Source organism: Stenotrophomonas sp. 704A1 (assembly GCF_030549525.1).
GTDB lineage: Bacteria > Pseudomonadota > Gammaproteobacteria > Xanthomonadales > Xanthomonadaceae > Stenotrophomonas > Stenotrophomonas tuberculopleuritidis.
Map to the genome: position 1 here is coordinate 1,156,603 of NZ_CP130831.1, position 22,392 is coordinate 1,178,994.

Genomic DNA, 22,392 nt, shown 5'->3' on the forward strand with positions numbered 1-22,392 from the left:
GCAAATTTCGTGGCAACGCGTTGGGAGCTGAAACATGCATGACCACGATGTTTGCGCTGTTGTCGCAGCCAGAAAAATTTGATGGGCGATTGGTTTCCTTCCATGCATGGGTAGATCAGGTGAATGGCGCGATCTTGCTCTTTCCCTCACGTGATGAAATGGACGCAAGGGACTCATTCAGCTCATTGGTTGCCTATCCGGAATCAAGTCCGGGTGCATTTCGAGAAATTTCTTCGGTTGAGGGTGGGGAGGAGAAATTCTTGCGGGTGACCGGCACGTTTCGTTGGAATCGCGATGGTGCTTCCAGAACCCCAAGTGCTCCAGTGGATGCAGACCGGATGGGTGTAATGGAAGGCGTTCATTTGGGTCTATAGCGAATGCGTCGAGTGGCGACAGGTGCTTGGGAGTCTTGTCGGCGAAGCTTGTCGTTGCTCGTCTGGTGCGTGATGTGTAGGTGACGTTTGGGGTTGTCCGTCTCGTAGGTAGGCATCGGCAGCCGTTAGAAGGAAGAACGCCGCGGTCTCCCGCGGCGTTTTTGTGCTCCTCGGCTCCTGCCGAAAACTCACCCAAACAATTTCCGCACCTTCGTCAACGCTGCCATGAACCGTTCGATCACTTCAGGCGTGTTGTAGAACGCCAACGACGTGCGTGCAACGCCGGCGGCTGCTCCGAGTGGTCTGCAAGCTTCCCGGTCACCCGCGGCGTACTTTGGGAGTAAGACATGAATGGAATCAGCTCGTTGTTGATTCGAGCGGTACTCGCGGTGGTTCTGCTGGCGGCCTGCGTGGCCCCGGCGGCCGGCCAGGAAGTCGTCGAGTACATCCACACCGATGCACTAGGTTCGCCGGTGGCGATCACTGATGCGGGCGGCAATGTCATCGAGCGTACGGTGTATGAGCCGTATGGGGCGGTGGTCAGTCGGGCGTTGAAGGATGGTCCTGGGTACACCGGGCATGTGACGGACTCGGGGACCGGGCTGAGTTACATGGAGCAGCGGTATTACGACTCTGAACTGGGCGTTTTCCTTAGCGTTGATCCAATCGCTGCATACTCTCATCATGGGGGGCAAAATAGGTACTGGTACGCAAATCAAAGCCCCTATAAATTTACAGATCCCGATGGGCGGTCGGCCGCCTTGGCATTTGAGTTCATCGTTCCAGTCGTAGTCCTGGCGACTGGCTACTATGTACTTACCACCCCCCAGCAACGTGCGGATATGGGGCGTCGGCTTGAGGCTGGGATTCGAGGAGTTGTCAAACAGAGCCAAGCGAACTCTGGCGCATCGCCTGATAAGGCTATTGTTGATGATCTCACCAGAGGTAAAGGGCCTGCGCCGGGCGAGGCGGGAAAGAAAGGTGAGCTTGGTGGCGATCCTGACGGAGGGGACGCTGACTGGAACGGGATGAAGGACGCTCCTGGTGTTACCGGCGATGATCGGAACCTTAAATTACCCGGAGGCGGGAGCGCGAATCGTCACGATAGTACGCGCCCATACCCGGATGGATTGGTGCCTAAAGGTACGGATACGATTAGGGTGTATGTTACCGGTAGTAAAATTCCCATCACCGTGCGGTATCCAAAGAAGCCATGAATAACATATGCGTTTGGCCTGATTTTATTGCCAGTTCCATTTCAACTGCGACGCCTCCTGACGTGCCATTTGTCCGGAATGACTGGGCGGGCATGGCATTTGATCGGAATATGCACGAGGATTTTTCCCCTGATGACGTTTGGAGTGCTTGGCTGAGTGCGGTGTCAGAGGATGCTGCTAATGTCGCGCTCTGCGCGATTCGATGCTCTGCATATGCAGAAGGAGGGATGCCAGTGAGGATTGAAGGTGGGCTGAAAGGATTAAGGTCTCACTGGATGGAGGATGGAAATTTTATGCATGATCACTATATTTTTTCGTCCCAGAGTTCTTGGGTTGTAAGGCTCGATCAGGACGTGACTCTGTTTGCCGGGAGTGTCGAGTTCCTCCGGCGCGTGATTACTCGTCTTGGTGGTGTTGAATGCGTCGAGGAGCTCATGAGGCGTGATTTGATTGGTGATGCTGAGGATGTTGTTGGCCTCGATCATTTTGTGAAGGGTCTCCTCGCGCCATTGAAGTCCTCCGCCTTATCTGAATAGCGGCCTGGATGGCGTGCTCGTTTTTTCCCTGTGATCGACTTGGGACTGCGTCGCAGGCGCCAATGCCTCGAATTCGCTGTATAGACTTTGCGCTCGTGAAACGGCTGTACGCCAAAGGCGGCATTTGAGCGCCGATTTTGCGTTTGCCTGTGCAGGTGGCGTTTGGGGTTGTCGTCCCGAGATGGGCGTACATCGAGCCCCATGGAGGGGTACTCTTCCGATCATATGCCTGATCGAAATGGTACGCGAATTACTGCGAGGGATGAGGACGCGATGCTGAGTAATGACACGACATCGAGACATCGGTTGAGCGATTTCAAGGGGGTTTTTAGGGTTGAGGGGCCGCTTGATGCAAAACGCATCGACAAGCAGTTTTCAGGAAAATAACCAACCGGGTATTCCGATGAATATTTCAACTTCACTGGCCTCCGTCATATCAATTTTTCTTCTTTCTTCCTGCGGTCAGCAGCGCGGCTGCCATTTGCAGGTTATCAATCAAGATCATGACAGTTCATCATCTCAGAAAATCTTTGCTGAAGTGGATGACGTCATTCGTTCGCGCTCTGTGGATGGCGGTGTCGAAGTAAAGGCGGAGTTGGTGGTGTCGCAGCTTGAGCTGTCCCGGGAAGGAACGAGAAGGAGGAGGCTTTTCTATGTATTGATGGATGGAGAGGGGAGGTTCATGGATGCATCCACATGTGATGTCGGAGAAGGTCAATGTGCTTCGGTTGTTTCGAAAAAAATGGTGAAACTATGCGGCGAAGTCTGAATTTATTGCATTAAGCCAAAGGAGCATATATTGGTGAGTAAAGTCCAGTATGCCGATCGCATTCGAAGATCAATAGTCGTAATTTTTGCAGCGATTTGCCTGGCTGGCCTTGTTGCGTGTACTAGGGAAGTGGCGAGTTCGGGTGGGGTTGTCAATCATCTCCCGAGCAGTGCAAGGGCAAATCAATACGCTGCGGCGCTCCGCTCCAGTTCTGTCGCCGGAGGTGCATCGAGGGAGCAAATATGTGAGGTCCATTTGATTGATGTTCGGCAGTCATTCGATCAGGAGGGGAATGAAAAGCTGAGAAGCTATTTCGTTTTGAACAATTACCGAGGAATTTTTGTGTCGGCGGACACTTGTGGGCTGTCCGTGGGTGACTGCGTTGCAGTTATTGCAAAGAGGTCGAATTCTGAATGTCGACTGCCGCCGAGAGATTAGGAGAGCGCCAACGGCGGCGGCTGGACTGTGGTGCATAACGGCGGCGCGAACAGCTTTGGTGCCAGCCGTGGAAAAGGCAGTTATGCCTACCGGGCGATAGCCTGAAACTTCGCCGGGTGTAGCCGCTACTCAGGCATTGCGATGGTTGTAGTCGCACTTCCGCCAGGCACGCCAAGCTTCCATCTGGCCGAATGGTTGACCACGCGCAAGCCGCCCTATCAGGTGCAGTGCTCGATGGGTTGGAACCAGGTGGCCGATGCCACGGAGTTCCAGCTTGAGAGCGGCGGCGATGGCAAGCGTTTGTATACGGGGCCAAAGGCTTATGTGAGCGCCAACGGCAACGCTTACAGTGCTGGTGACTACCGCGTGCGTGCCGGCAATGCAGGCGGTTGTTCGCCATGGTCAGCCGACCATCCCGCCACGCACGGCGTACTGAACTGGGATTGAGCCAGGAATGGAATCACTTCTCTACTGATTCGCGCGGTGCTTCTTGTTGTGGCGACGATGGCCGGTGCTGCGTCGGCTGCGGCCCAGGAAGTGGTGGAATACATCCACACTGACGCGCTGGGCTCACCAGTGGCAATCACCGATGCAGGCGGGAATGTCATCGAGCGTACGGTGTATGAGCCGTATGGAGCGGTAGTCAATCGACCGCTCAAGGATGGGCCGGGGTATACCGGGCATGTGACGGACTTGGGTACGGGGCTGAGTATGCAGCAGCGGTACTACGACCCGGCTATTGCATCTTTCATAAGTGCGGATCCGGTTGAGGCTAATGGGCATACGTCTCCCAATTTCAATCGTTATAAGTATGCCCTTGGAAATCCGTATAGTCATGTAGACCCAGACGGTCGTTGTGAGAGCGTATCCACATGCCAGATGATGAGAGATGACCTGGCAGTCATAAACGGCGAGATGGGGCTGGATGAGCGACGGTCTCGCCAGGAGGCAAGAGCGGCCGGAGTCGCTGCGGGAGTTTCAGTTCTGGCTGCCAGTCGTATTCCAGCAGCGACTGCAGCTGTCATCGGTGGTGCTAAGAGCGCATTTATCAATATTGCTAGTCGCGTTGCGTCGCTCACTCGATCTCAGCATCAGGCTATTAAGAAGACAAATAACATTGTTGATGATAATGCGAAGCCTCACGACTTTGATGGGGCTGCTAAAGAGCTTCGCGGGATTGAGATCGGCTTTGATCATGTGACCGAGATGCAAAACTCATTGAAGGGGCTGAGCTCCGCCGCAAAAAGCTTGAGGGGAAGTTTGAATAATCCGAGTCTTTCTAAGGGGCAGCGTGTTAGGATCCAGCGAACGCTTGACAAGGCGGATGAAAAAATAGCGAAGATGAAGGAGGCGCTTGGTGGTGGAAGATGGCTTGCTGCTAGATAGGCTCTACAGGATTTCCGGGATTCTCACAGATGACCCCGACTCCCCAAGCTACATGTTGGTGTCGAGGTCGTTGTTTCATTGTGATCCGGAGATTCGGGAGAGAGCCATCTTCATAGGCGGGTTGCGTTGGGCGGATTCGCTGATTCTTGGTTGTTTTATTGGAATTATTACGGTGGGGCAGGAGTCTGTTGATGATAATCGGAGGTTGATGGTTGAATCGCTTGTTTCTGCGGTGCTTCGGGGGAGGCTTGATGCAGCTTCAATAGAGGAGTGGCTCAGGACGGTGCTCAGTTCGAATGATTATGAATCACTCTTGGCTAAGGTCGCCTACATTGGCTTGCTGCGCATTCAGGGAAAGATGTCGGTCTCTGAGTTTGCATCTCTTGATTACGACGATGTATCTGTTGATTCATCAGTCATTTCTTGAGTTATGCATTTCATTTTTCGCGTTAAAGACGGCGGTGCCGCATGATGGTGGTTGGGGCTCGTTCGTCGATCAACTGTCAGCGGGATATGTCACTCGCTTCTAGCTGGAGAGTGGTGTCGGCGGGGATGTGTTTAATGAAATATCTTTTGCATTCTATAGCTTTGTCTTTGCTGCTCGCTGGCTGCGGGAGCGGAGGGCCCCAGGACGATCGCTTCTACCGAGATGAGAAGTCTGAAGAAGCGCAAAGTTTGGTCCTTTCCGAAGAAGATTTGAAACGTCAGATTTCGATGGCTGAAGATGGGAGCGCGGAGGCTCGGCTAAGGCTCGAATGGCACTATTCGACGCGTGGCGATATGGAGCGATATCGTTACTGGCTTGAGGAGGGGGTCGCGCGAATGGACGTCAGTTCAATGCAGCGATTGGCCCTTTTTCTGTCCCTGGAGCAAGGCGGGGGAGATTGTAAGCGTGCGATGCAGATCCTGGAGGAAGGCTTGCGTCTTGATCCGCCGGAGACAACACGTGCATTGATGGAGGCAGATCTTGAGAGATTGCGCCATGAACGGATTGGGATTCCGCCTTGCGGGGCGGGGTTCTCCAATTAGGGGCCGCCTGTGCTTGTGCCCATAACAATCCTTACGAGATCAATGATCCAGACGGGCTGTGCGGAGTGTGCTCTGACTCGGACTCGGGGTCACTAGATGGGCTGGTTCTGAGAGGAAAGCTGCTCTCTTCGCTCAGCGGCGTTGACATGAGGCAGGTTGGATTCGTGGCTTTCGGGGTAGTGCTTGCATGCCAATTCGCGGCGTGTCAAATGTCTGCAGAAGATAAAGCGCCGCACAAGATGAGCTGCGGACGAACGATGCAGAACGCGAAGAGCGACTTTCAGGGCCCTTGCAGAGCCTCGGCTTGGGCTATTTGGAAGCCTGCGAAGCCAAGCTGCTGATGCATTTCACCGAAGGACGCTGCTCGAATCAGTAGAAGAGTGATTGCAGTTATGCCTATCGCGCGCGTGCCTGCAACTTCGTGGGGTGCAGCCCTTACTCAGGCATCGTGACGGTAACAGTGGCACTTCCGCCAGGGACGCCCCCACTTCTATCTGGCCGAATGGCTGACCACGCGCAAGGCGCTCTACCAAGTGCAGTGCTCGGTCGGGTGGAGCCAAATGACCGACGCCACCGAGTGCCAGCTTGAGAGTGGTGGCGGTGGCAAGCGTCTGTATACCGGGCCCAACGCCTATGTGAGTGCAAACGGCAATGCGTATTGTGCCGGCAACTATCGAGTGCGTGCGTGCCTGTAACGCAGGCGGAGGGTCAACGCTAGAACGAGCCCTGGCGCGTAAATTGCGGTCGAAGACTACTTCTTTAAGGTGAAATGATGTATCCCGGACACCGATGGTTTGCAGTTGTTGCGCTAGTTTTCATCCTTGGCGCTTGTTCTTCATCCAGTCAGGACGTGGGATCCGCGGGAGCTCCAAGCGCCTGTAAATTTCGTGGCAATGCGTTGGGAGCTGAAACATGCATGACCACGATGTTTGCGCTGTTGTCGCAGCCAGAAAAATTTGATGGGCGATTGGTTTCTTTCCATGCATGGGTAGATCAGGTCAACGGCGCGATCTTGCTCTTTCCCTCGCGTGATGAAATGGAGGCAAGGAACTCATTCAGTTCATTGGTGGCCTATCCAGAAGCAAGTCCGGGTGCCTTTCGAGAAATTCCTTCGGTTGAGGGTGGGGAGGAGAAATTCTTGCGGGTGACCGGCACGTTTCGTTGGAATCGCGATGGTGCTTCCAGAACCCCAAGTGCTCCAGTGGATGCAGATCGGATGGGTGTAATGGAAGGCGTTCATTTGGGTCTATAGCGAATGCGTCGAGTGGCGACAGGTGCTTGCGAGTCTTGTCGGCGAAGCTTGTCGTTGCTCGTCTGGTGCGTGATGTGTAGGTGACGTTTGGGGTTGTCCGTCCCGTAGGTAGGCATCGGCAGCCGTTAGAAAGAAGAACGCCGCGGTCTCCCGCGGCGTTCTTCTGCTCCTCGGCTACTGCTGAAAACTCACCCCAACAACTTCCGCACCTTCGTCAACGCCGCCATGAACCGTTCCATCTCTTCAGGCGTGTTGTAGAACACCAACGACGCACGACAGGTCTCCGCCACCCCGTAGCACTGCAGCAGCGGATACGCGCAGTGCTGGCCCGAACGCGCGGCCACGCCTTCCAGGTCCAGCAGGACCGCACGTATTGCGCCAGCAACTACCGAGTACGTGCATGCAACGGCGGCGGCTGTTCCGAGCGGTCTGCAAGCTTCGGCGCCCCTCCAGTTCTGCCAATCAGGCCATCTCAGACGAAGCCGTAAAGTCGGGTAGTGCGGAGCGTCGGGGTAGTGAGGCGCGTAGTGCCATCAAACTTGTAGGGTTTGTCGACGCTGTGAGGGCACGCAACGCGGCGGAAGATGCCAAGGAACTTGCGAGATTGAGCGGGCTGCCCGGATTGTCTTACGGGCAAGGTGATGCAATGCGACACTGTACCTGGAGTTGCCAGATGGCGAGGGAAATGGGTGCCGAGAGCGCGAAACTGATTGGGGATAATCACGAAATCTGGGGTGAGGGTCCGCACGGAGGCAGGCAGATGGATCTGAATAACAATGCGATTGGCAGGGATCTTTCTGCAAGATCGGGGGTTTGTTCTTCTCCTTGTTCGGAGGCTGCAGGAAATGATGAGCTTGAAGTATATGTCTGGCGCTAGGCGGATAATTAATTCGGGCTGCTTAATTAAATTGCATCTTGTTCTATTTGTTGTTTTTGGACAGGGTTGTGACTGGTTTTCGGACCCGGAGGTTGTCGTAAGAAATGCTGGGGGCGTGGAGATTTATAATGTCAGATTAGAGGTTGGTGGTGGTGTGATTGGGGTGGGATCGATTTCTGCGGGTGGGAGTAGGAGGGTTCATCCCAAGATTACTATGGACTCGTCTCTCCTTGTATTTTACGTTGAGAATGGCAAGAGTCTGGTTTGCGATGGGGATATGTATTTTACGAACAATATGTATGTCAAGGTTGAGGCGGATGTGGGTGGAGGAGTTTGCCGTATTAGAGAAGTTTCGAGTTGATTTGGATGGCGGAGAGATGGTTGGAATGAGCGTGCTCTGGCTCGCACTCGAGACCACTAGATGTGCTGGTTTTGAGGTGAAAGCTGCTCTCTTTAGCTCAGGGGTGTTCACATGAAGCAGGTTGGACGCGTGGCTTTCGTGGTGGTACTTGCATGCCAGTTGGTGGCGTGTCAAATGTCCGCAGAAGATAAAGCTCCGCACAAGATGAGTTGCGGAGGCGTAATGCAGAACGCGTGCAGAGCGACTTTCAGGGCCCTTGCAGAGGATCCTCATGCATTCGACGGTCGCAGAATTCGTGTCGAGGGTTATCTTGGTGTATCGAGGGCGTTGTTTGTCCTGAGTTCAAGCAAGGAGCTTTTCGAGGCGGGGGTGACTGACGAGTCTTCCATCCGGATCAGAGGTCCGATGGACGTCCAAGAGCGCATCTTCCAGGAGCACGCTTACTCTTGGGTGTCAGTGACTGGGACCTTCAAGGATAGAGAGAAGACTGGAACGACCGATGACCTGTTGCTCGGGGAGATATTCGCACCACTTGATGTGCAGTCGTTGAGGTTGCCGGTGGAAGTGGAGCGTGCGACCTTCGGAGAGGTGTTGCTTAATCTCGAGGACATCAACTAAATTTCGACCTTGCATGCACCGGCTGAGGGGCGTTCTGCCTACCGTGCTGCAGCAGGTTCAAGTCATCAACGCTTCTGTCGTGCTACCACCGCCCGGAATGCACATTTTCCTGGTCGAATTGCTGAGTAGCAAGACAGGGCCTTACCAGATCCAATGCACGGTGGGATGGTCTGCTTCCGCAGGCGCCACGGAGTACCAGCTCGCGCCCGCTACTGGCGGCAAGACACTGTATGCGGGTCCCAAGACCTACGTGCAATCAAGGAACGGCACGTACTGCGCCAGCAACTACCGAGTACGTGCGTGCAACGCCGGCGGCTGTTCCGAGTGGTCTGCAAGCTTCCCGGTCACCCGCGGCGTACTTTGGGAGTAAGACATGAAGGGAATCAGCTCGTTGTTGATTCGAGCGGTACTCGCGGTGGTTCTGCTGGCGGCCTGCGTGGCCCCGGCGGCTGGCCAGGAAGTCGTCGAGTACATCCACACCGATGCACTGGGTTCGCCGGTGGCGATCACTGATGCGGGCGGCAATGTCATCGAGCGTACGGTGTATGAGCCGTATGGGGCGGTAGTCAATCGGCTGTTGAAGGATGGGCCGGGATATACGGGGCATGCGACAGACTCAGGTGCGGGGCTGAGTTACATGGAGCAGCGGTATTACGATCCAGAGACGAGTGCGTTTCTGTCTGTCGATCCCATCTCTGCTACAGAAGTGGCATTCGGTCGCTACTATTATGCAAACGGTAACCCCTACAGGTTCACCGATCCGGATGGGCGTGCCCCAGATGAAAAGGTTCGCAGCCCACGGGTGGCTACTGTCGGAAGCGCGATCAAGGGGGTAGGAGTGGCTCCCGGCTCACGGATGGGAACCTTGGGAGGGGCTCAGGTGTCCAGTGGTGGTTCGAGTTCACAAAAAGGGCGCCGCAAAGAATGCAAAAAGAGGATTGTTCATTCAAGGTGCAGAAATGAGCTATGAAACAGAAGCTGTGGCTGCCTATGGAGCAGGACTTCGTTACACTCGTGATTGGGAAAGCAAAAAGGATGCCTTGGGCATAGTTCCGATTGGAGTTGGGGTGAGGGCCGGGCTATCCAAGTCTTTAACTGGGCTCCCTGCGGCAGATCTTGTAAAGGTTGGTTTTCGGTGGGGAGGGGTGGATGCCCCAGTCGATATAGTCGGATCTTTCGCTGCTGGTCCCGCATCTGCGGCGTTGAAGTTTGACCCCGGCACGGGCTTGGATTTGACATTCAGCGCAAGCACGAGTCTAGGCTCTTACACGGGTGTTTAAGTGATGTTTGATGACACAATTCTCAATGGGGTAGGTAAATGAAATGGCTTGTTGAGAGTTACCCCGTTTGGGCTTCCATCATTCTGGGTGCCATGTGGATAAACGCATTTGCGGCTCACAGGATGTTGCTGAAAATCGAGCGCGAACGGCCAGAAGTGCTTGCTGCAGCCGGAATCATAAAGGTTGACTGGTTCCTTAGGTGCTTGCGTGGTATCGCAGTGCTCGCCCTCACTTCCAAAGGACAGGCGCTCCATCAGGGTGAGCGGTGGGTGTTGAGGGGGGGAGTGATGATGTACGTCTTCTTGATTGCTTCCGGGGTATCCATGCTTGTTGACATGTAGAAGACGGTGTCTCAAGGCCGCTGATGGTGGAATGGTTTGGCATTACAATGAAACGACCCATTGCTGGCATCAGTCTGCATTTCCCAGTTTCACCTCTGCTGGCTTGCGTCCCACGCGCATAAAAAAACGCCGCAGTCCCGTGCGGCGTTCCCGTATTTCCCCGGCTCTGGCGAATCCTCACCCCAGCAACTTCCGCACCTTCGTCAATGCAGCCATGAACCGCTCGATCTCTTCATGCGTGTTGTAGAACGCCAACGACGCACGGCAGGTCGCGGCCACCCCGTAGTACTGCAGCAGCGGATGCGCACAGTGCTGGCCCGAACGCACGGCTACGCCTTCCAGGTCCAGCAGGGTAGCCAGATCGTGCGCGTGCGCGCCGTCGATCAGGAATGACACCACAGCCGCCTTCTCCGGTGCCTCGCCAATGATGCGCAGGCCATCAACCTTGCGCAGCTCTTCGGTGAAGTGCGCCAGCAGTTCGGCTTCGCGTGCTTCCACGTGCTCCAGGCCGATGTCCTGCAGGTAGTGCGCGGCCACGCCCAGGCCGATGAAACCGGCGATGTTGGGGGTGCCGGCTTCGAACTTGTGCGGGGCGTCGTTGAAGACGGTGCCGTCGAAGCTGACTTCCTTGATCATCTCGCCGCCGCCCAGGAACGGTGGCATCGCGTCCAGGTGTTCGCGGCGCGCCCACAGTGCGCCGGTGCCGGTCGGGCCGCACATCTTGTGGCCGGTGATGGCGTAGAAGTCGCAACCGAGGGCGGTGACATCGACCTTGCGATGCGGCACGGCCTGCGAGCCATCGACCACGGTGACGATGCCACGCTTGCGTGCTTCACGGCAGATCTCGCGCACCGGGTTCACGGTGCCCAGCACGTTGGACACGTGGGCCACGGCCAGCAGCTTGACCTCGGGAGTCATCGCCGCGCGCAGCGCGTCCAGGTCCAGCGCGCCGTCGGGGGTGATCTCGGCCACGCGGATGGTCGCGCCGGTACGCTGGGCAACCAGCTGCCAGGGCACGATGTTGGCGTGGTGTTCCATGCGCGAGACCAGGATCACGTCGCCGGCCTTCAAGCGCGGCAGCGCCCAGGAATAGGCAACCAGATTGATCGCGAAGGTGGTGCCGCTGCACAGCACCAGGTCACTGCTGCGCACGTTGAGGAAGCGCGCGAGCGTGTTGCGCGCGCCTTCGTAGGCATCGGTGGCTTCGGTGCCCAGTGCGTGTACCGCACGGCTGACGTTGGCGTTGTAGCGGCGGTAGAACTCGTCCACCGCGCCGATCACCTGCACCGGCTTCTGGCCGGTGTTGGCGTTGTCGAAATACACCAGCGGCTTGCCGTGCACCTCGCGCATCAACAGCGGGAAGTCCAGGCGCACGCGCGCCCAGTCGGGTGCGTCGGTGCGTGCTTCGATCGGTCGCGGGGTGGACAGGTTCATGCCACGCCCGCCTCGGCCAGTGCCTTGTCCAGCCGGCGAGCCAGCTGCTCGCGCAGCGCATCGGGCAGCACCTTCAGCGGCTCGTGGCAGAACGCGGCGCTCAGCAGCGCCTGCGCCTGGGCCTGCGGCAGTCCGCGCGAACGCAGGTAGAACAGCGCGTTGGCGTCGAGCTGGCCGACGGTGGCACCGTGTGCGGCCTTCACTTCATCGGCATCGATCACCAGCGTCGGCTGGGTATCGATCTCGGCGTCGGCCGACAGCAGCAGGTTCTTGTTGGACAGGTTGGCATCGGTACCGTCGGCGCCGGCGCGGATCTGGATGCCACCGTGGAACACCACGCGGCTGCGGCCGGCGGCCACGCCGCGCCACTGCAGCTCGGCGCTGGTGTCGCGGGCGATATGGTCGATGCCCAGGCGGGTATCGACGTGCCGACGGCCGTTGCCGAGCAGGACGCCGTTGGCGGTCAGCTGGGCATTGTCGCCTTCCAGGCGCACGTTCAGTTCATGGCGGCTGAGCGCGGCACCCAGTTCCAGGTCCACGCGGTGGTACTGCGCGTCCCGTGCGAGCACCGCGTCGGTGCGCAGGAAGGTGGTCTGGCGCGCGCTGCCAGCCTGCACGCGGGCGTGCTTGAGCACGGCATCGCGGGCCACGTGGGCGTGCAGCACGGTGTTGTCCAGGTGCGCCGAATCGCCCACGCTGAAGCGGTGCTCGACCACACCCAGGCTGGCGCCGGTACGCAGTTCGATCAGGTGGCGATGGTGCCAGGCCAGATCGGTGTCGGCGGCAACGCTGGCGAACACCAGCTGCACCGGCACCTCGACCTGCACGTCGGCATCCACGCGCAGCACCACGCCTTCATCGGCGAGGGCGGCGTTGAGGCGGGCGAACACTTCGTCGCTGCGTTCGTAGCGGCGGCCGAGGAAGCGCACGGCATCCTCGCCTGCGGTCAGCGCCGACGACAGCGTTTCCAGCTGCACGCCGGCGGGCAGGTTCTGCACGTCGCTCAACGCGTCGTTGAGGCGGCCGTTGACGAACACCAGGCGCGGCGCCGGGATGTCGTCCAGCAGCGCGGCATCGAGCAGCGTCGGGCTCAGCGGTGCCGGTGCGAACGCGCGGCGCTCCAGCTGGCGCAGCGAGGTGTACTTCCAGGTCTCGCTGCGTGCGCCGGGCAGGCCGTCGCGCAGCACGCTGTCGAGCACTTCGCGGCGCGCATCGCTGCCGTTGAAGGCCTGGGCCATCGAGTCGAGCAGGGCGCTCATCAGACCGCCGCCTCGGGCACGACCCGGTCCTTCAGGAAGTCATAGCCATGCGCTTCCAGTTCCAGTGCCAGTTCCGGGCCGCCGCTCTTGACGATGCGGCCATCGGCCAGCACATGCACCACGTCCGGCTTGATGTAGTCCAGCAGGCGCTGGTAATGGGTGATGACCAGGAACGAGCGGTCGGCCGCGCGCAGTGCGTTGACGCCGTCGGCCACGCTCTTCAACGCGTCGATGTCCAGGCCCGAATCGGTCTCGTCCAGGATCGCCAGCTTCGGCTCCAGCACGGCCAGCTGGAAGATCTCGTTGCGCTTCTTCTCACCGCCGGAGAAGCCTTCGTTGACGCCACGGTGCAGCAGCTCGTCCTTCAGGTGCAGCACGGCCAGCTTCTGCCGCACCAGCTTGAGGAACTGCATGGAATCCAGTTCATCCTCGCCGCGCGCCTTGCGCTGGGCATTCAGCGCGGCGCGCAGGAAGTAGGTGTTGTTCACGCCGGGGATTTCAACCGGGTACTGGAACGCCAGGAACAGGCCGGCAGCGGCGCGCGCTTCCGGGTCCTGATCGAGCAGGTCGACGCCGTCGAACTGCACGCTGCCTTCGGTCACATCGTAGCCGTCGCGGCCGGCCAGGACATTGCCCAGTGTGGACTTGCCGGCGCCGTTGGGGCCCATGATGGCGTGCACCTGGCCGGGCTTCACGTCCAGCGACAGGCCCTTGAGGATTTCCTTGTCGCCGATGCGGGCGTGGAGGTTTTCGATCTTCAGCATGGTGGGGATTTCCGTGGTGCGGGCCGTGGCCCGCCGGTAAGAGGAATGCGTTGTGCGAGGGCAGGGCGGGCGATCAGCCCACCGAGCCTTCCAGCGAGACTTCCAGCAGCTTCTTGGCTTCCACTGCGAACTCCATCGGCAGCTCGCGGAACACCTGCTTGCAGAAGCCGTCGACGATCATCGACACCGCGTCTTCCTGGCTGATGCCACGGGCGCGGCAGTAGAACAGCTGGTCGTCGGAGATCTTCGAGGTGGTGGCCTCGTGCTCGACGGTGGCGCCCGGGTTCTTCACCTCGATGTAGGGGAAGGTGTGGGCGCCGCACTGCTTGCCGATCAGCAGCGAATCGCACTGGGTGTAGTTGCGCGCGCCGTCGGCATTGCGGTCGACCTTGACCAGGCCGCGGTAGGTGTTCTGGCCGCGGCCGGCGCTGATGCCCTTGCTGATGATCTTGCTCTTGGTGCGCTTGCCGACGTGGATCATCTTGGTGCCGGTGTCGGCCTGCTGGCGGTGGTGGGTCAGTGCCACCGAGTGGAACTCACCGACCGAGTCGTCGCCCAGCAGCACGCAGGACGGGTACTTCCAGGTGATCGCCGAACCGGTCTCGACCTGGGTCCAGGTGACCTTGCTGCGCGCGCCACGGCATTCGGCACGCTTGGTGACGAAGTTGTAGATGCCGCCGACGCCGTTCTCGTCGCCGGGGTACCAGTTCTGCACGGTGGAGTACTTGATCTCGGCATCTTCCAGCGCGACCAGCTCGACCACCGCGGCATGCAGCTGGTTCTCATCGCGCATCGGCGCGGTGCAGCCTTCCAGGTAGGACACGTACGCCTTGTCCTCGCAGATGATCAGCGTGCGCTCGAACTGGCCGGTGTGGCCGGCGTTGATGCGGAAGTAGGTGCTCAGTTCCATCGGGCAGCGCACGCCCTTGGGAATGAACACGAAGCTGCCATCGGAGAACACCGCCGAATTGAGCGCGGCGAAGTAGTTGTCGCCCACCGGCACCACCGTGCCCAGGTACTGGCGCACCAGCTCCGGGTGTTCCTTGATCGCTTCGGACATCGAGCAGAACACGATGCCCTTCTCGGCCAGTTCCTTGCGGAAGGTGGTACCGACGGACACCGAGTCGAACACCGCGTCCACCGCCACGCCGGCCAGCTTGGCGCGCTCGTGCAGCGGCACGCCCAGCTTGTCGTAGGTGTCCAGCAGTTCCTTCGGCACGTCGTCCAGCGAGGCGTACTTCGGACCCTTCGGCGCGGAGTAGTAGCTGAGCGCCTGCAGGTCGATCGGCGCGATCTGCAGCTTGGCCCAGTTCGGCATCGGCATGGTCAGGAAGTGGCGGTAGGCGTCCAGGCGCCACTGGGTCATCCATTCCGGCTCTTCCTTCTTGGCCGAGAGGGCGCGGATGGTGTCCTCGTCCAGGCCGGCAGGAAGGGAATCCGATTCGATGTCCGTGATGAAGCCGGCCGAATACTTGCGGCCGAGCTGCTCGTGGATCTCGCGGTTGGGGGTGTCGTCGCTGGCGACGGTTTCGATGGTTTCGGTGGCCATGGGGGGCTGCCTACGGATCAGGAGACGACGTCGACAGCGATGGTGCGGCGCTGTTCTTCGTCGACAAGGGGAAGGGGGGGCAGGATCTGCGCCAGGCTGACATCGCGCAGGGCCTCGGAGACCACGTCGTTGATCAGCCGCCAGCTGCTGCGCGCACCGCACTTGGGGGCCATGCCGCACTGGTGATGGTCGTGGCTGCATTCGGTCAGGGCCAGCGGCCCTTCCATGGCCTCGACCACTTCGAACAGCGAGATCTGCACGGCGGGGCGGGTCAGCCGGTAGCCACCGCGCACACCGCGCAGGCCTTCGACCAGACCGGCCTGGGCCAGGGGCTTGAGCACCTTGCTGACAGTGGGCGGTTCCAGACCGGTGAATTCGGCCAGCTCGGTGGCACTGAGCACCTCGCCCGGACGGGCGGCGAGCACGGTCAGTACGACGGTGGCGTAGTCGGTGAGCTTGGTGACGCGCAACATGGGGATGCGAGTGGTTCTTAAAGCGGACTGAAATTGTACGCTTTTATTGGCCGGCATCCAACCCGGCCATTCAGCGGGCGCTTGGGCCGGGCCGGGGGTGCCAATGCTGGGGCATGGGGGTGATTTTCGCAATCACCCGGAATGGGCGAGAATCGGGGTTCCTTTCGTCTCAAACGTCCCTTGCCGATGCCGAAGAAGATCCAAGCCCGCAAGTCCGCCATCCATGGCAACGGCGTGTTCGCCGTAGCCCCGATCCAGCAGGGCGCGCGCGTGATCCAGTACAAGGGCCTGCTGCGCAGCCATGGCGATGTCGACGCCGACGACAGCGGTGACGTCGAAAGTGGTCATACCTTCCTGTTCACCCTCAACGACGACTGGGTGATCGATGCCAACTACAAGGGCAACGACGCGCGCTGGATCAACCACAGCTGTGATCCGAACTGCGAGGCCGTGATCGAGGAAGACGAGGACGGTGACAGCCGGGGCGACAAGGTCTTCATCGAGGCCCTGCGCGATATCAAGGCCGGCGAAGAGTTGACCTACAACTACGGCATCACCCTGGCCGAGCGCCATACGGCCAAGCTGAAGAAGATCTGGGAGTGCCGCTGCGGCTCGCCCAAGTGCACCGGGACGATGCTGCAGCCCAAGCGCTGATGGGGTAGCGCCGGGCCATGCCCGGCGAGCGCGGAACGCGGGGACATCAAACGCCGCCGGGCATGCCCCGGCGCTACCGGGGTACGCCTCCACCTGCCGTGCACGGCCGGGTCACTGCGGTTCAATGGCCCTTCGCCGACCCTGAGTGCTCCCTTTCCCGGAGCACATGACATGGCACAACGTATCGCCGGCAAGCAGGTTGCCATCCTCGCCACCCACGGCTTTGAACAGTCCGAACTGATCGAACCCAAGCGCCTGCTGGAAGAGCAGGGGGCGATCGTCACGGTCGTGTCGCCAGCCAAGGAGGCGACCATCAAGGGCTGGAAGGACAAGGACTGGGGAGGGGTGGTGGCAGTGGACCTGGCGCTGGACCAGGCCGACGCCGAGCGCTTCGATGCGCTGGTCCTGCCAGGCGGCGTCATCAATCCGGACACGCTGCGCACCGACGAGGCGGCGCTGGGCTTCATCCGCGGCGTGGCCGAGGCCGGCAAGCCGGTGGCGGCGATCTGCCATGGTCCGTGGCTGCTGATCAACAGCGGCCTGGCCAAGGGCCGCGAGGTGACGTCGTGGCCGTCGCTGCAGCAGGACCTGGTCAACGCTGGCGCGCGCTGGCGCGATGCGGCCGTGGTGGTGGATGGCACGCTGATCACCAGCCGCAAGCCGGATGACATCCCGGCCTTCAGCGAGGCCGTGGTCAAGGCGCTGGCAGCGTAATGCGGTAGTGCCGGGCATGGCCCGGCGCTGCCTTACTTGCCGAGAATCCCGGCCGGCACCAGGTTGCCCAGGTTCTGGTTGAAGGTGACCACCAGCTTGCCGTTCTTCACCTGCGCGGCCTCTACCTGCAGGGCGCCAAGCAGGCCGGCCACGGCCGGGTCGAGCTTGTAGATCGGTTCGCGCTGCGCGTAATCGCTCAACCATGCGTTGAGCAGGGCGCGGGTGCGCGAGTCCAGGCGACCGCCCTGGTTGGCTGGGGTGAAATCATCGACGCTGGGTTGCTGCAGGTGGAAGCCCTGGGTCTGCGCGTCATAGCGCAGGCCGCTGCTGAGCTTCACCGTACCGAGTGGGGCGGGGCTGCCGCCGGCGGTGGCCAGCGCCACGTCCATGCCCAGGTTCAGGCGCTCGCCCGCCGGCAGGCTCAGCTGCGGGTGGCTCATGGTCAACGCGATCAGTCCGCCCAGGGCATCCTGGGTGCGCGGGAAGCTGCCGTCCAGATACTGCTGCACGTCGCTGGCACCGACCGACAGTTCGCGGCCGGAAATGGAAGGCGCGGCCTGCGCGCCGATCGCCGCAGCGATCAGCACGGTGGAGGCGGCGAGGCGGGTCATCAGGGATCGCAGGCGCATGGTGGTGACCGGAACGGGAATCGGGGAGGTCTACAGAGTAGCTTTGCCTGCTGAATCGCGGGTGCATGCCGCAACGGCGGTTCAGTCCAGCGTGGGCTGCAGCTGGGCCGACTGGATGCGCCAGGCGCGACCATCGGCGCTGGGCTGCACCCGGTACCAGCCGTGGTAGCGGAAGGTGCCCTGGGCGGTGACGGCGCGGACGCTCACCGGCACTTCCAGCAGGCGCGGCGGCAGGGTGGTGTCACGCGCCAGCGGGGTCTGGCTGTCCAGGCGCAGGCTGCGCACGTCCGGCAGCCGCCGCAGTACCGCGTCGTCGGCACGCTGCGGATCGGCCGGTGCATAGGCCCAGGCGGCATCGCTGCCGGCACGGTTGTGGTTGAGCAGATCCAGCATGTAGCGGTTGAGCAGCGTCGCCGGTGATTCGCTGCCGGCGGCAACGGCGGCGTACAGCGGGTCAACGCCTGCGGCTGCCGCCTGTGCCGGCGAATCCGGGTTCGGTTGCAGTTCCGGTGCAGCCGTCGCTTCGGCAACCGATGCGGCGGCGCTGGGCGCGGTGCTGGCCGCAGGGGGCGGGTTCGAGCACCCGAGCAGGGTCAACGGCATCATCCACCACAGGGCGCTGCGCATGTGTGCCTCCTCCCCGAGGCAACCTGGAAGGCGGCAGTGTATCGGCTGCGCAGGACTCAGCGCGATGCCGGCAGCTGTTCCAGCGCGTCCAGCGCCGGCAGCACCTGTGCGGCCACCGCCGCAAGCGCGTGACCGTCGGTGTCGGCGTGGCGCTGCACGATGTCGCGCAGCAGCTGCGTGGCGACCACCAGGGTGGCGCGCTCATCACCGCTCAGGCCGGCGGTGCGTGGCGCCGCTTCCAGCAGCCGCATCAGGTCGCGGCTGGCGCGATGTTCCAGTTCGATGGTGCAGCGCCCGGTGCAGGGGTGCCCGTCCTTTTCGATCGGGGTCACCGAGATCCGGTAGCGGGTGGACGGGCTGGCCATGGGGTGGGCTCGCGGTAGTGGCAGGGGGTGTCTCCACCATAGGCAAGCCAGCGGCCGGCGGCGACGGCCGGCGCTGCACGCAGTGTTCCACCCGGTTCGTTCCGGCGCCGGAATACGCGCGTTGCAGCCAATGGCAGCGGGCCTGTGCGGACCATTGCGCGGTGGCCGGAAACGCTGTGTTGCGGCGGCGCCGGGTGAGGCAACGTGGGCCGGGGCATGGGCGCGCCCCCGGGGACTCGCGGCGCGCTGCAGGCGCCGCAAAAAAAAACGGGACGGCCAGAGCCGTCCCGTCAGCAGTCCGAAGCAGGGCGCGCGCTTAGAGCGCAGCGTCCTTGAGCTTCTTCAGCGGGCGCACCTTGAGCTTGGTGGTGGCCGGCTTGGCAGCGAACCACTGTTCTTCCTTGGTGAACGGGTTGATGCCCTTGCGCTTCGGCTTGGCCGGCACATTGACGGTGCTGATCTTCAGCAGGCCCGGCAGGGTGAACGAGCCAGCGCCCTTCTTGTGGACCGAGGAGGCGACGGCGCTTTCCAGCGAGGCCAGCACAGCGCGGACGTCCTTGGCGACAACGCCGGAGGCTTCAGCGATGTGTGCAACCAGGCCGGACTTGGTCAGCACTTCCTTGATCGGCTTCGGAGCGGCCGGCTTGGCGGCTGCCTTCGTCGCGACTTTCTTCACTGCCTTCTTCGGGGCAGCCTTCTTAGCGGTCTTTGCCATGGTTTCCTGTTCCGTGAACGGTTGGTTGTTTGGTCGGCGCCGAACCCCGTCGGCAAGCGCAATGTAGGGCAACTCTCGGGCGCCGCCAATAGCCCGGAGCGCGGAAAGTGCATGTTTTTTCATATCCAGGCCGATTCAGTACATGGCCGGCAGTGCGGGATGGGGGCGCGTGGTGCACTGCACCGACCTCGCCGATGCCTCGGCCGGCGTGCGGAAATGACTGAAAACAAGGGAAAAACAGCTGCGGCGCTGGCGAGGAAGTGTCCAGCCGATGACCCGGGACAGGCGCGCGGCGCAGCACGGGGCGACGCAGCACTAACGCGGTGCATGCCAAGGTGACGGTTCATCGCCACAGGAGCAGGACATGGGAATCTCGCGACACGCTACCGCACATTGGGAAGGTGACCTGAAATCGGGCAAGGGCCAGCTGAGCACGCCGCAGAGTGGATTGCTGGACAAGACCCGTTACGGCTTCAACAGCCGTTTCGGCGATGAGAAGGGCACCAACCCGGAAGAGCTGATCGCCGCCGCGCACGCGGGCTGTTTCACCATGGCGCTGTCGGCCAAGCTCGGCGATGCCGGCTTCACCCCGACCTCGCTGGACACCGAAGCCAAGGTCGATCTGTCGATGGAAGGCGGTCCGCAGCTGTCGCAGATCCGGCTGAAAGTGAAGGCCGTGGTGCCGGGCATCGATGCGGCGCAGTTCCGTGCGATCGCCGACGACGCCAAGCAGAACTGCCCGGTGTCCAAGGCGCTGAGTGCCGTGCCGATCAGCCTGGAAGCCGAGCTGGCTTGAGGGCGGGTAGCGCCGGGCCATGCCCGGCGAGCGCAGCGGAAAAACGCCGGGCACAGCCCGGCGCTGCCACGCCGCACAGTTACCAGTCGATGGTGCCGGCAATCACCGTCTGTACCTGGCCACCGGACCAGACCTCGCCCTCTTCGTCCACGCGCAGGGTCAGCCGGGCATCATGGCCGACTTCGCGGCCCTGGCTGACCTCGAACGGCTGGTGGCCGCGCGGCAGCGCACCGCGCAGGTCGAGCCAGGCGGCCAGCACGGCATTGGCCGCCCCGGAGGCGGCATCCTCGAAACGCCGGCCGTTGCCGACGAAGGCGCGGACGGCCAGGTCGTACCCTTCGCTGCCGTCGGCGAACGCGTAGGCGAACACGCCCATGCTGTCGGTGGATTCGGCCAGCGTGGCAATGGCGTCCCAATCCGGCTGCAGCGTGCGCAGCGCCGCCTCGTCGCTGACTGCTACCACCCACCAGCTGCGCCCGCCCTGCATGCGGGCCGGTGGCAGCGCGCCCAGCGGCCAGCCGCGCAGGGCGGCCTGCAGGCGGTCATCGCTGGCCTGCGCGGTTTCCGCCAGCTGTGCGCGCGGCGTGCGGATCGCGATCCGCTGCTGTTCGCCCTCACCGCTCACCTGCAGCGGCAGCGCGCCGGCAATGCCGTCCTGTACCAGCAGGCCATCCTGCGGCACGGCAAGGCCGGCATGCAGCACGGCATGCGCGGTACCGACGCTGGGGTGGCCGGCAAACGGCACTTCCTTCTGCGGGCTGAACATCCGCAGCCGGTAGCTGGTGCCTGGCGCCTGCGGCGGGAACACGAAGGTGGTTTCCGGCAGGCGGGTCCAACGGGCGATGGCCTGCATGTGGCTGTCGTCCAGGCCCTCGGCGTCCAGCACCACCGCCAGCGGATTGCCGGCGCCGGCGCGCGGGGAGAATACATCCAGTTGCAGGAAACGGCGTGCGGACATCAGGGGTAGCTCCAGCGAAATGGGGAAATGGTAGCGCGGGGCCATGTCACGCGAGCGCGCAGCGCGGCGCTGCGAGGCCGCCGGACATGGCCCCGCGCTACCAGTGGATGTGCCCGTCGATCACCGCCTGTACCTGGCCGCCGATCCACACCGTGCCCTGCGCATCGACCTGCACGTGCACGCGCCCGTCGCGGCCGACCTCGCGGCCCTGGCTGGCCACATAGCGGCCGCCGCCGGGCAGCACGCCATGCTGCAGCAGCCAGGCGCCGATCAGCGCGTTGGCACTGCCGGTCACCGGGTCCTCCGGCACATTCACCGCGTCGGCGGGGCAGAACGCGCGGACCACCCGGGTGTGGTCCGGACCCACCTCGTCGGCGAACACCGCCACGCCCAGCGCGCCGGTGGCGTTGCTCCAGTCGCGCAGCGCGGCCATGTCCGGTTGCAGCGTGCGGACGGCCGCGGCATCGCGCAGGGGCAGCAGCCACCAGCGCGGGCCGTTGTCCCACAGTTCCGGTGCATGGCCGGGGGCGGCCACCGCCAGCAGTGCCTCGGGGACGGCGCCCGGCGCACGGGCCAGCCGCCGCGCCGGCGGGCTCTGCAGCTGGATGTGCAGTGCTTCGGCGGTGCCGCTTACCCGCACCGGCAGCAGGCCGGCCGCGCACTGCTGCAGCAGGGTGCCGTCGCGGGGCCGGGCCAGGCCGCCGCTCACTGCAGCCCAGGCCGCGCCCACGCTGGGATGGCCGGCGAAGGGCAGTTCGCTGCCGGGGGTGAAGATGCGGATGTGGTAATCCGCATCGCTCGCGGTGGGCCGCAGGAAGAACACCGTCTCGGACAGGTTCAGCCAGGCCGCCAGGGCCTGCATGCGGTCGGTGGTCAGTCCATCGGCATCCAGCACCACACCCAGCGGGTTGCCGGTGGCGGGACGGTGGGCGAAGACATCGAGCTGGAGGTAGCGGTAGACGGCCATTGGCGGGGGT

The 22,392-nt window shown here is 61.7% G+C and carries 28 protein-coding genes and 1 pseudogene; 17 read left to right on the forward strand and 12 right to left on the reverse strand.

Going from position 1 to position 22,392, the window contains the following annotated elements:
* Nucleotides 1-38 precede the first annotated feature (38 nt).
* The 9 genes from Q5Z10_RS05340 to Q5Z10_RS05380 all read left to right on the forward strand — a co-directional run bounded on the left by Q5Z10_RS05340 (nt 39) and on the right by Q5Z10_RS05380 (nt 7,001).
* On the forward strand, nt 39-374 hold the full coding sequence (locus Q5Z10_RS05340) for a hypothetical protein (RefSeq protein ID WP_303638225.1): 336 nt from the start codon (nt 39-41) through the stop codon (nt 372-374).
* Between the two features lie 347 nt (nt 375-721).
* Complete coding sequence (locus tag Q5Z10_RS05345) at nt 722-1,591, forward strand: RHS repeat-associated core domain-containing protein (protein ID WP_303638226.1); 870 nt, start codon at nt 722-724, stop codon at nt 1,589-1,591.
* The gene (locus Q5Z10_RS05350; protein ID WP_303638227.1) at nt 1,588-2,127 is read left to right on the forward strand and encodes a hypothetical protein; all 540 of its coding nucleotides are present in this window, start codon (nt 1,588-1,590) and stop codon (nt 2,125-2,127) included. The genes Q5Z10_RS05345 and Q5Z10_RS05350 overlap by 4 nt, the downstream gene beginning before the upstream one ends.
* A gap of 349 nt (nt 2,128-2,476) precedes the next feature.
* On the forward strand, nt 2,477-2,896 hold the full coding sequence (locus tag Q5Z10_RS05355) for a hypothetical protein (protein WP_303638228.1): 420 nt from the start codon (nt 2,477-2,479) through the stop codon (nt 2,894-2,896).
* Between the two features lie 579 nt (nt 2,897-3,475).
* A complete protein-coding gene (locus Q5Z10_RS05360) occupies nt 3,476-3,781 on the forward strand; it encodes a hypothetical protein (RefSeq protein ID WP_303638229.1) in 306 nt (101 codons plus the stop codon).
* Between the two features lie 36 nt (nt 3,782-3,817).
* Nucleotides 3,818-4,720, forward strand: coding sequence for a polymorphic toxin type 28 domain-containing protein (locus tag Q5Z10_RS05365; protein WP_303638230.1), 903 nt, complete (start codon nt 3,818-3,820; stop codon nt 4,718-4,720).
* Nucleotides 4,695-5,147: a hypothetical protein gene (locus Q5Z10_RS05370; RefSeq protein ID WP_303638231.1), complete on the forward strand. Its 453-nt coding sequence runs from the start codon at nt 4,695-4,697 to the stop codon at nt 5,145-5,147. The genes Q5Z10_RS05365 and Q5Z10_RS05370 overlap by 26 nt, the downstream gene beginning before the upstream one ends.
* Nucleotides 5,148-5,281: 134 nt before the next feature.
* Nucleotides 5,282-5,749 (forward strand): hypothetical protein, encoded by a 468-nt coding sequence (locus tag Q5Z10_RS05375; protein WP_303638232.1) that lies wholly within the window; start codon nt 5,282-5,284, stop codon nt 5,747-5,749.
* A gap of 916 nt (nt 5,750-6,665) precedes the next feature.
* On the forward strand, nt 6,666-7,001 hold the full coding sequence (locus Q5Z10_RS05380) for a hypothetical protein (protein WP_303638233.1): 336 nt from the start codon (nt 6,666-6,668) through the stop codon (nt 6,999-7,001).
* Between the two features lie 188 nt (nt 7,002-7,189).
* Here Q5Z10_RS05380 and Q5Z10_RS05385 read toward each other — a convergent pair.
* A pseudogene (locus tag Q5Z10_RS05385) lies at nt 7,190-7,369 on the reverse strand (aminotransferase class V-fold PLP-dependent enzyme); the annotation flags it as partial.
* 32 nt (nt 7,370-7,401) lie between these two features.
* Between Q5Z10_RS05385 and Q5Z10_RS21390 the strand changes: the two are divergent.
* From Q5Z10_RS21390 to Q5Z10_RS05405, 5 genes are all read left to right on the forward strand, one after another.
* The gene (locus Q5Z10_RS21390; protein ID WP_442758939.1) at nt 7,402-7,878 is read left to right on the forward strand and encodes a DUF6973 domain-containing protein; all 477 of its coding nucleotides are present in this window, start codon (nt 7,402-7,404) and stop codon (nt 7,876-7,878) included.
* Entirely contained in the window at nt 7,850-8,239 is a 390-nt protein-coding gene (locus tag Q5Z10_RS05390) for a hypothetical protein (RefSeq protein WP_303638234.1), read from the forward strand. Before Q5Z10_RS21390 ends, Q5Z10_RS05390 begins: the two co-directional genes overlap by 29 nt.
* A gap of 111 nt (nt 8,240-8,350) precedes the next feature.
* The gene (locus Q5Z10_RS05395) at nt 8,351-8,857 is read left to right on the forward strand and encodes a hypothetical protein (RefSeq protein WP_303638235.1); all 507 of its coding nucleotides are present in this window, start codon (nt 8,351-8,353) and stop codon (nt 8,855-8,857) included.
* Nucleotides 8,858-9,230: 373 nt separating this feature from the next.
* Entirely contained in the window at nt 9,231-9,827 is a 597-nt protein-coding gene (locus Q5Z10_RS05400; RefSeq protein WP_303638236.1) for an RHS repeat domain-containing protein, read from the forward strand.
* Nucleotides 9,828-10,175: 348 nt separating this feature from the next.
* Nucleotides 10,176-10,478 (forward strand): hypothetical protein, encoded by a 303-nt coding sequence (locus Q5Z10_RS05405; protein WP_303638237.1) that lies wholly within the window; start codon nt 10,176-10,178, stop codon nt 10,476-10,478.
* 177 nt (nt 10,479-10,655) lie between these two features.
* On the opposite strand, the gene Q5Z10_RS05410 is transcribed toward Q5Z10_RS05405, so the two are convergent.
* From Q5Z10_RS05410 to Q5Z10_RS05430, 5 genes are all read right to left on the reverse strand, one after another.
* On the reverse strand, nt 10,656-11,912 hold the full coding sequence (locus Q5Z10_RS05410; protein WP_303638238.1) for a cysteine desulfurase: 1,257 nt from the start codon (nt 11,910-11,912) through the stop codon (nt 10,656-10,658).
* A complete protein-coding gene (gene sufD / locus Q5Z10_RS05415; RefSeq protein ID WP_303638239.1) occupies nt 11,909-13,171 on the reverse strand; it encodes a Fe-S cluster assembly protein SufD in 1,263 nt (420 codons plus the stop codon). The genes Q5Z10_RS05410 and sufD overlap by 4 nt, the downstream gene beginning before the upstream one ends.
* Entirely contained in the window at nt 13,171-13,935 is a 765-nt protein-coding gene (gene sufC, locus Q5Z10_RS05420; protein WP_303638240.1) for a Fe-S cluster assembly ATPase SufC, read from the reverse strand. The genes sufD and sufC overlap by 1 nt, the downstream gene beginning before the upstream one ends.
* A gap of 73 nt (nt 13,936-14,008) precedes the next feature.
* Nucleotides 14,009-15,484, reverse strand: coding sequence for a Fe-S cluster assembly protein SufB (sufB, locus tag Q5Z10_RS05425; RefSeq protein WP_117309728.1), 1,476 nt, complete (start codon nt 15,482-15,484; stop codon nt 14,009-14,011).
* 17 nt (nt 15,485-15,501) lie between these two features.
* Entirely contained in the window at nt 15,502-15,957 is a 456-nt protein-coding gene (locus Q5Z10_RS05430; protein ID WP_303638241.1) for an SUF system Fe-S cluster assembly regulator, read from the reverse strand.
* 186 nt (nt 15,958-16,143) lie between these two features.
* Between Q5Z10_RS05430 and Q5Z10_RS05435 the strand changes: the two genes are divergently transcribed.
* Nucleotides 16,144-16,611, forward strand: a complete 468-nt coding sequence (locus Q5Z10_RS05435) for an SET domain-containing protein (RefSeq protein ID WP_303638242.1) — start codon at nt 16,144-16,146, stop codon at nt 16,609-16,611.
* 171 nt (nt 16,612-16,782) lie between these two features.
* Nucleotides 16,783-17,325 (forward strand): type 1 glutamine amidotransferase domain-containing protein, encoded by a 543-nt coding sequence (locus Q5Z10_RS05440; protein ID WP_303638243.1) that lies wholly within the window; start codon nt 16,783-16,785, stop codon nt 17,323-17,325.
* 32 nt (nt 17,326-17,357) lie between these two features.
* Here Q5Z10_RS05440 and Q5Z10_RS05445 read toward each other — a convergent pair whose 3' ends face one another.
* From Q5Z10_RS05445 to Q5Z10_RS05460, 4 genes are all read right to left on the reverse strand, one after another.
* Nucleotides 17,358-17,954, reverse strand: a complete 597-nt coding sequence (locus Q5Z10_RS05445) for a YceB family lipoprotein (protein ID WP_303638244.1) — start codon at nt 17,952-17,954, stop codon at nt 17,358-17,360.
* An 81-nt stretch (nt 17,955-18,035) separates the two neighbouring features.
* Entirely contained in the window at nt 18,036-18,581 is a 546-nt protein-coding gene (locus Q5Z10_RS05450; RefSeq protein WP_303638245.1) for a hypothetical protein, read from the reverse strand.
* A 56-nt stretch (nt 18,582-18,637) separates the two neighbouring features.
* A complete protein-coding gene (locus Q5Z10_RS05455) occupies nt 18,638-18,946 on the reverse strand; it encodes a DUF3861 family protein (protein WP_303638246.1) in 309 nt (102 codons plus the stop codon).
* A gap of 316 nt (nt 18,947-19,262) precedes the next feature.
* Nucleotides 19,263-19,661, reverse strand: a complete 399-nt coding sequence (locus Q5Z10_RS05460) for an HU family DNA-binding protein (protein WP_108748848.1) — start codon at nt 19,659-19,661, stop codon at nt 19,263-19,265.
* A gap of 364 nt (nt 19,662-20,025) precedes the next feature.
* Between Q5Z10_RS05460 and Q5Z10_RS05465 the strand changes: the two genes are divergently transcribed.
* A complete protein-coding gene (locus Q5Z10_RS05465) occupies nt 20,026-20,457 on the forward strand; it encodes an OsmC family protein (protein WP_303638247.1) in 432 nt (143 codons plus the stop codon).
* Nucleotides 20,458-20,536: 79 nt separating this feature from the next.
* Here Q5Z10_RS05465 and Q5Z10_RS05470 read toward each other — a convergent pair whose 3' ends face one another.
* Both Q5Z10_RS05470 and Q5Z10_RS05475 read right to left on the reverse strand, forming a co-directional pair.
* Complete coding sequence (locus Q5Z10_RS05470) at nt 20,537-21,415, reverse strand: PhzF family phenazine biosynthesis protein (RefSeq protein ID WP_303638248.1); 879 nt, start codon at nt 21,413-21,415, stop codon at nt 20,537-20,539.
* Between the two features lie 97 nt (nt 21,416-21,512).
* Complete coding sequence (locus Q5Z10_RS05475; protein WP_303638249.1) at nt 21,513-22,382, reverse strand: PhzF family phenazine biosynthesis protein; 870 nt, start codon at nt 22,380-22,382, stop codon at nt 21,513-21,515.
* Nucleotides 22,383-22,392: the final 10 nt, after the last annotated feature.

Excerpts from the sequence above, each read along its gene's own strand:
- Q5Z10_RS05435 (WP_303638242.1), top strand. The coding sequence starts at position 16,144 with ATGCCGAAGAAGATCCAAGCCCGCAAGTCCGCCATCCATGGCAACGGC.
- Q5Z10_RS05390 (WP_303638234.1), top strand. The coding sequence starts at position 7,850 with ATGAGCTTGAAGTATATGTCTGGCGCTAGGCGGATAATTAATTCGGGC.
- Q5Z10_RS05395 (WP_303638235.1), top strand. The coding sequence starts at position 8,351 with ATGAAGCAGGTTGGACGCGTGGCTTTCGTGGTGGTACTTGCATGCCAG.
- Q5Z10_RS05445 (WP_303638244.1), bottom strand. The coding sequence starts at position 17,954 with ATGCGCCTGCGATCCCTGATGACCCGCCTCGCCGCCTCCACCGTGCTG.
- Q5Z10_RS05350 (WP_303638227.1), top strand. The coding sequence starts at position 1,588 with ATGAATAACATATGCGTTTGGCCTGATTTTATTGCCAGTTCCATTTCA.
- Q5Z10_RS05465 (WP_303638247.1), top strand. The coding sequence starts at position 20,026 with ATGGGAATCTCGCGACACGCTACCGCACATTGGGAAGGTGACCTGAAA.
- sufB (WP_117309728.1), bottom strand. The coding sequence starts at position 15,484 with ATGGCCACCGAAACCATCGAAACCGTCGCCAGCGACGACACCCCCAAC.
- Q5Z10_RS05460 (WP_108748848.1), bottom strand. The coding sequence starts at position 19,661 with ATGGCAAAGACCGCTAAGAAGGCTGCCCCGAAGAAGGCAGTGAAGAAA.
- Q5Z10_RS05470 (WP_303638248.1), bottom strand. The coding sequence starts at position 21,415 with ATGTCCGCACGCCGTTTCCTGCAACTGGATGTATTCTCCCCGCGCGCC.
- Q5Z10_RS05450 (WP_303638245.1), bottom strand. The coding sequence starts at position 18,581 with ATGCGCAGCGCCCTGTGGTGGATGATGCCGTTGACCCTGCTCGGGTGC.
- Q5Z10_RS05380 (WP_303638233.1), top strand. The coding sequence starts at position 6,666 with ATGACCACGATGTTTGCGCTGTTGTCGCAGCCAGAAAAATTTGATGGG.
- Q5Z10_RS05405 (WP_303638237.1), top strand. The coding sequence starts at position 10,176 with ATGAAATGGCTTGTTGAGAGTTACCCCGTTTGGGCTTCCATCATTCTG.
- sufD (WP_303638239.1), bottom strand. The coding sequence starts at position 13,171 with ATGAGCGCCCTGCTCGACTCGATGGCCCAGGCCTTCAACGGCAGCGAT.
- Q5Z10_RS05475 (WP_303638249.1), bottom strand. The coding sequence starts at position 22,382 with ATGGCCGTCTACCGCTACCTCCAGCTCGATGTCTTCGCCCACCGTCCC.
- Q5Z10_RS05430 (WP_303638241.1), bottom strand. The coding sequence starts at position 15,957 with ATGTTGCGCGTCACCAAGCTCACCGACTACGCCACCGTCGTACTGACC.
- Q5Z10_RS05375 (WP_303638232.1), top strand. The coding sequence starts at position 5,282 with ATGAAATATCTTTTGCATTCTATAGCTTTGTCTTTGCTGCTCGCTGGC.
- Q5Z10_RS05360 (WP_303638229.1), top strand. The coding sequence starts at position 3,476 with ATGGTTGTAGTCGCACTTCCGCCAGGCACGCCAAGCTTCCATCTGGCC.
- Q5Z10_RS05440 (WP_303638243.1), top strand. The coding sequence starts at position 16,783 with ATGGCACAACGTATCGCCGGCAAGCAGGTTGCCATCCTCGCCACCCAC.
- Q5Z10_RS05355 (WP_303638228.1), top strand. The coding sequence starts at position 2,477 with ATGCAAAACGCATCGACAAGCAGTTTTCAGGAAAATAACCAACCGGGT.
- Q5Z10_RS05340 (WP_303638225.1), top strand. The coding sequence starts at position 39 with ATGACCACGATGTTTGCGCTGTTGTCGCAGCCAGAAAAATTTGATGGG.
- Q5Z10_RS05410 (WP_303638238.1), bottom strand. The coding sequence starts at position 11,912 with ATGAACCTGTCCACCCCGCGACCGATCGAAGCACGCACCGACGCACCC.
- Q5Z10_RS21390 (WP_442758939.1), top strand. The coding sequence starts at position 7,402 with ATGCAACGGCGGCGGCTGTTCCGAGCGGTCTGCAAGCTTCGGCGCCCC.
- sufC (WP_303638240.1), bottom strand. The coding sequence starts at position 13,935 with ATGCTGAAGATCGAAAACCTCCACGCCCGCATCGGCGACAAGGAAATC.
- Q5Z10_RS05400 (WP_303638236.1), top strand. The coding sequence starts at position 9,231 with ATGAAGGGAATCAGCTCGTTGTTGATTCGAGCGGTACTCGCGGTGGTT.
- Q5Z10_RS05455 (WP_303638246.1), bottom strand. The coding sequence starts at position 18,946 with ATGGCCAGCCCGTCCACCCGCTACCGGATCTCGGTGACCCCGATCGAA.
- Q5Z10_RS05345 (WP_303638226.1), top strand. The coding sequence starts at position 722 with ATGAATGGAATCAGCTCGTTGTTGATTCGAGCGGTACTCGCGGTGGTT.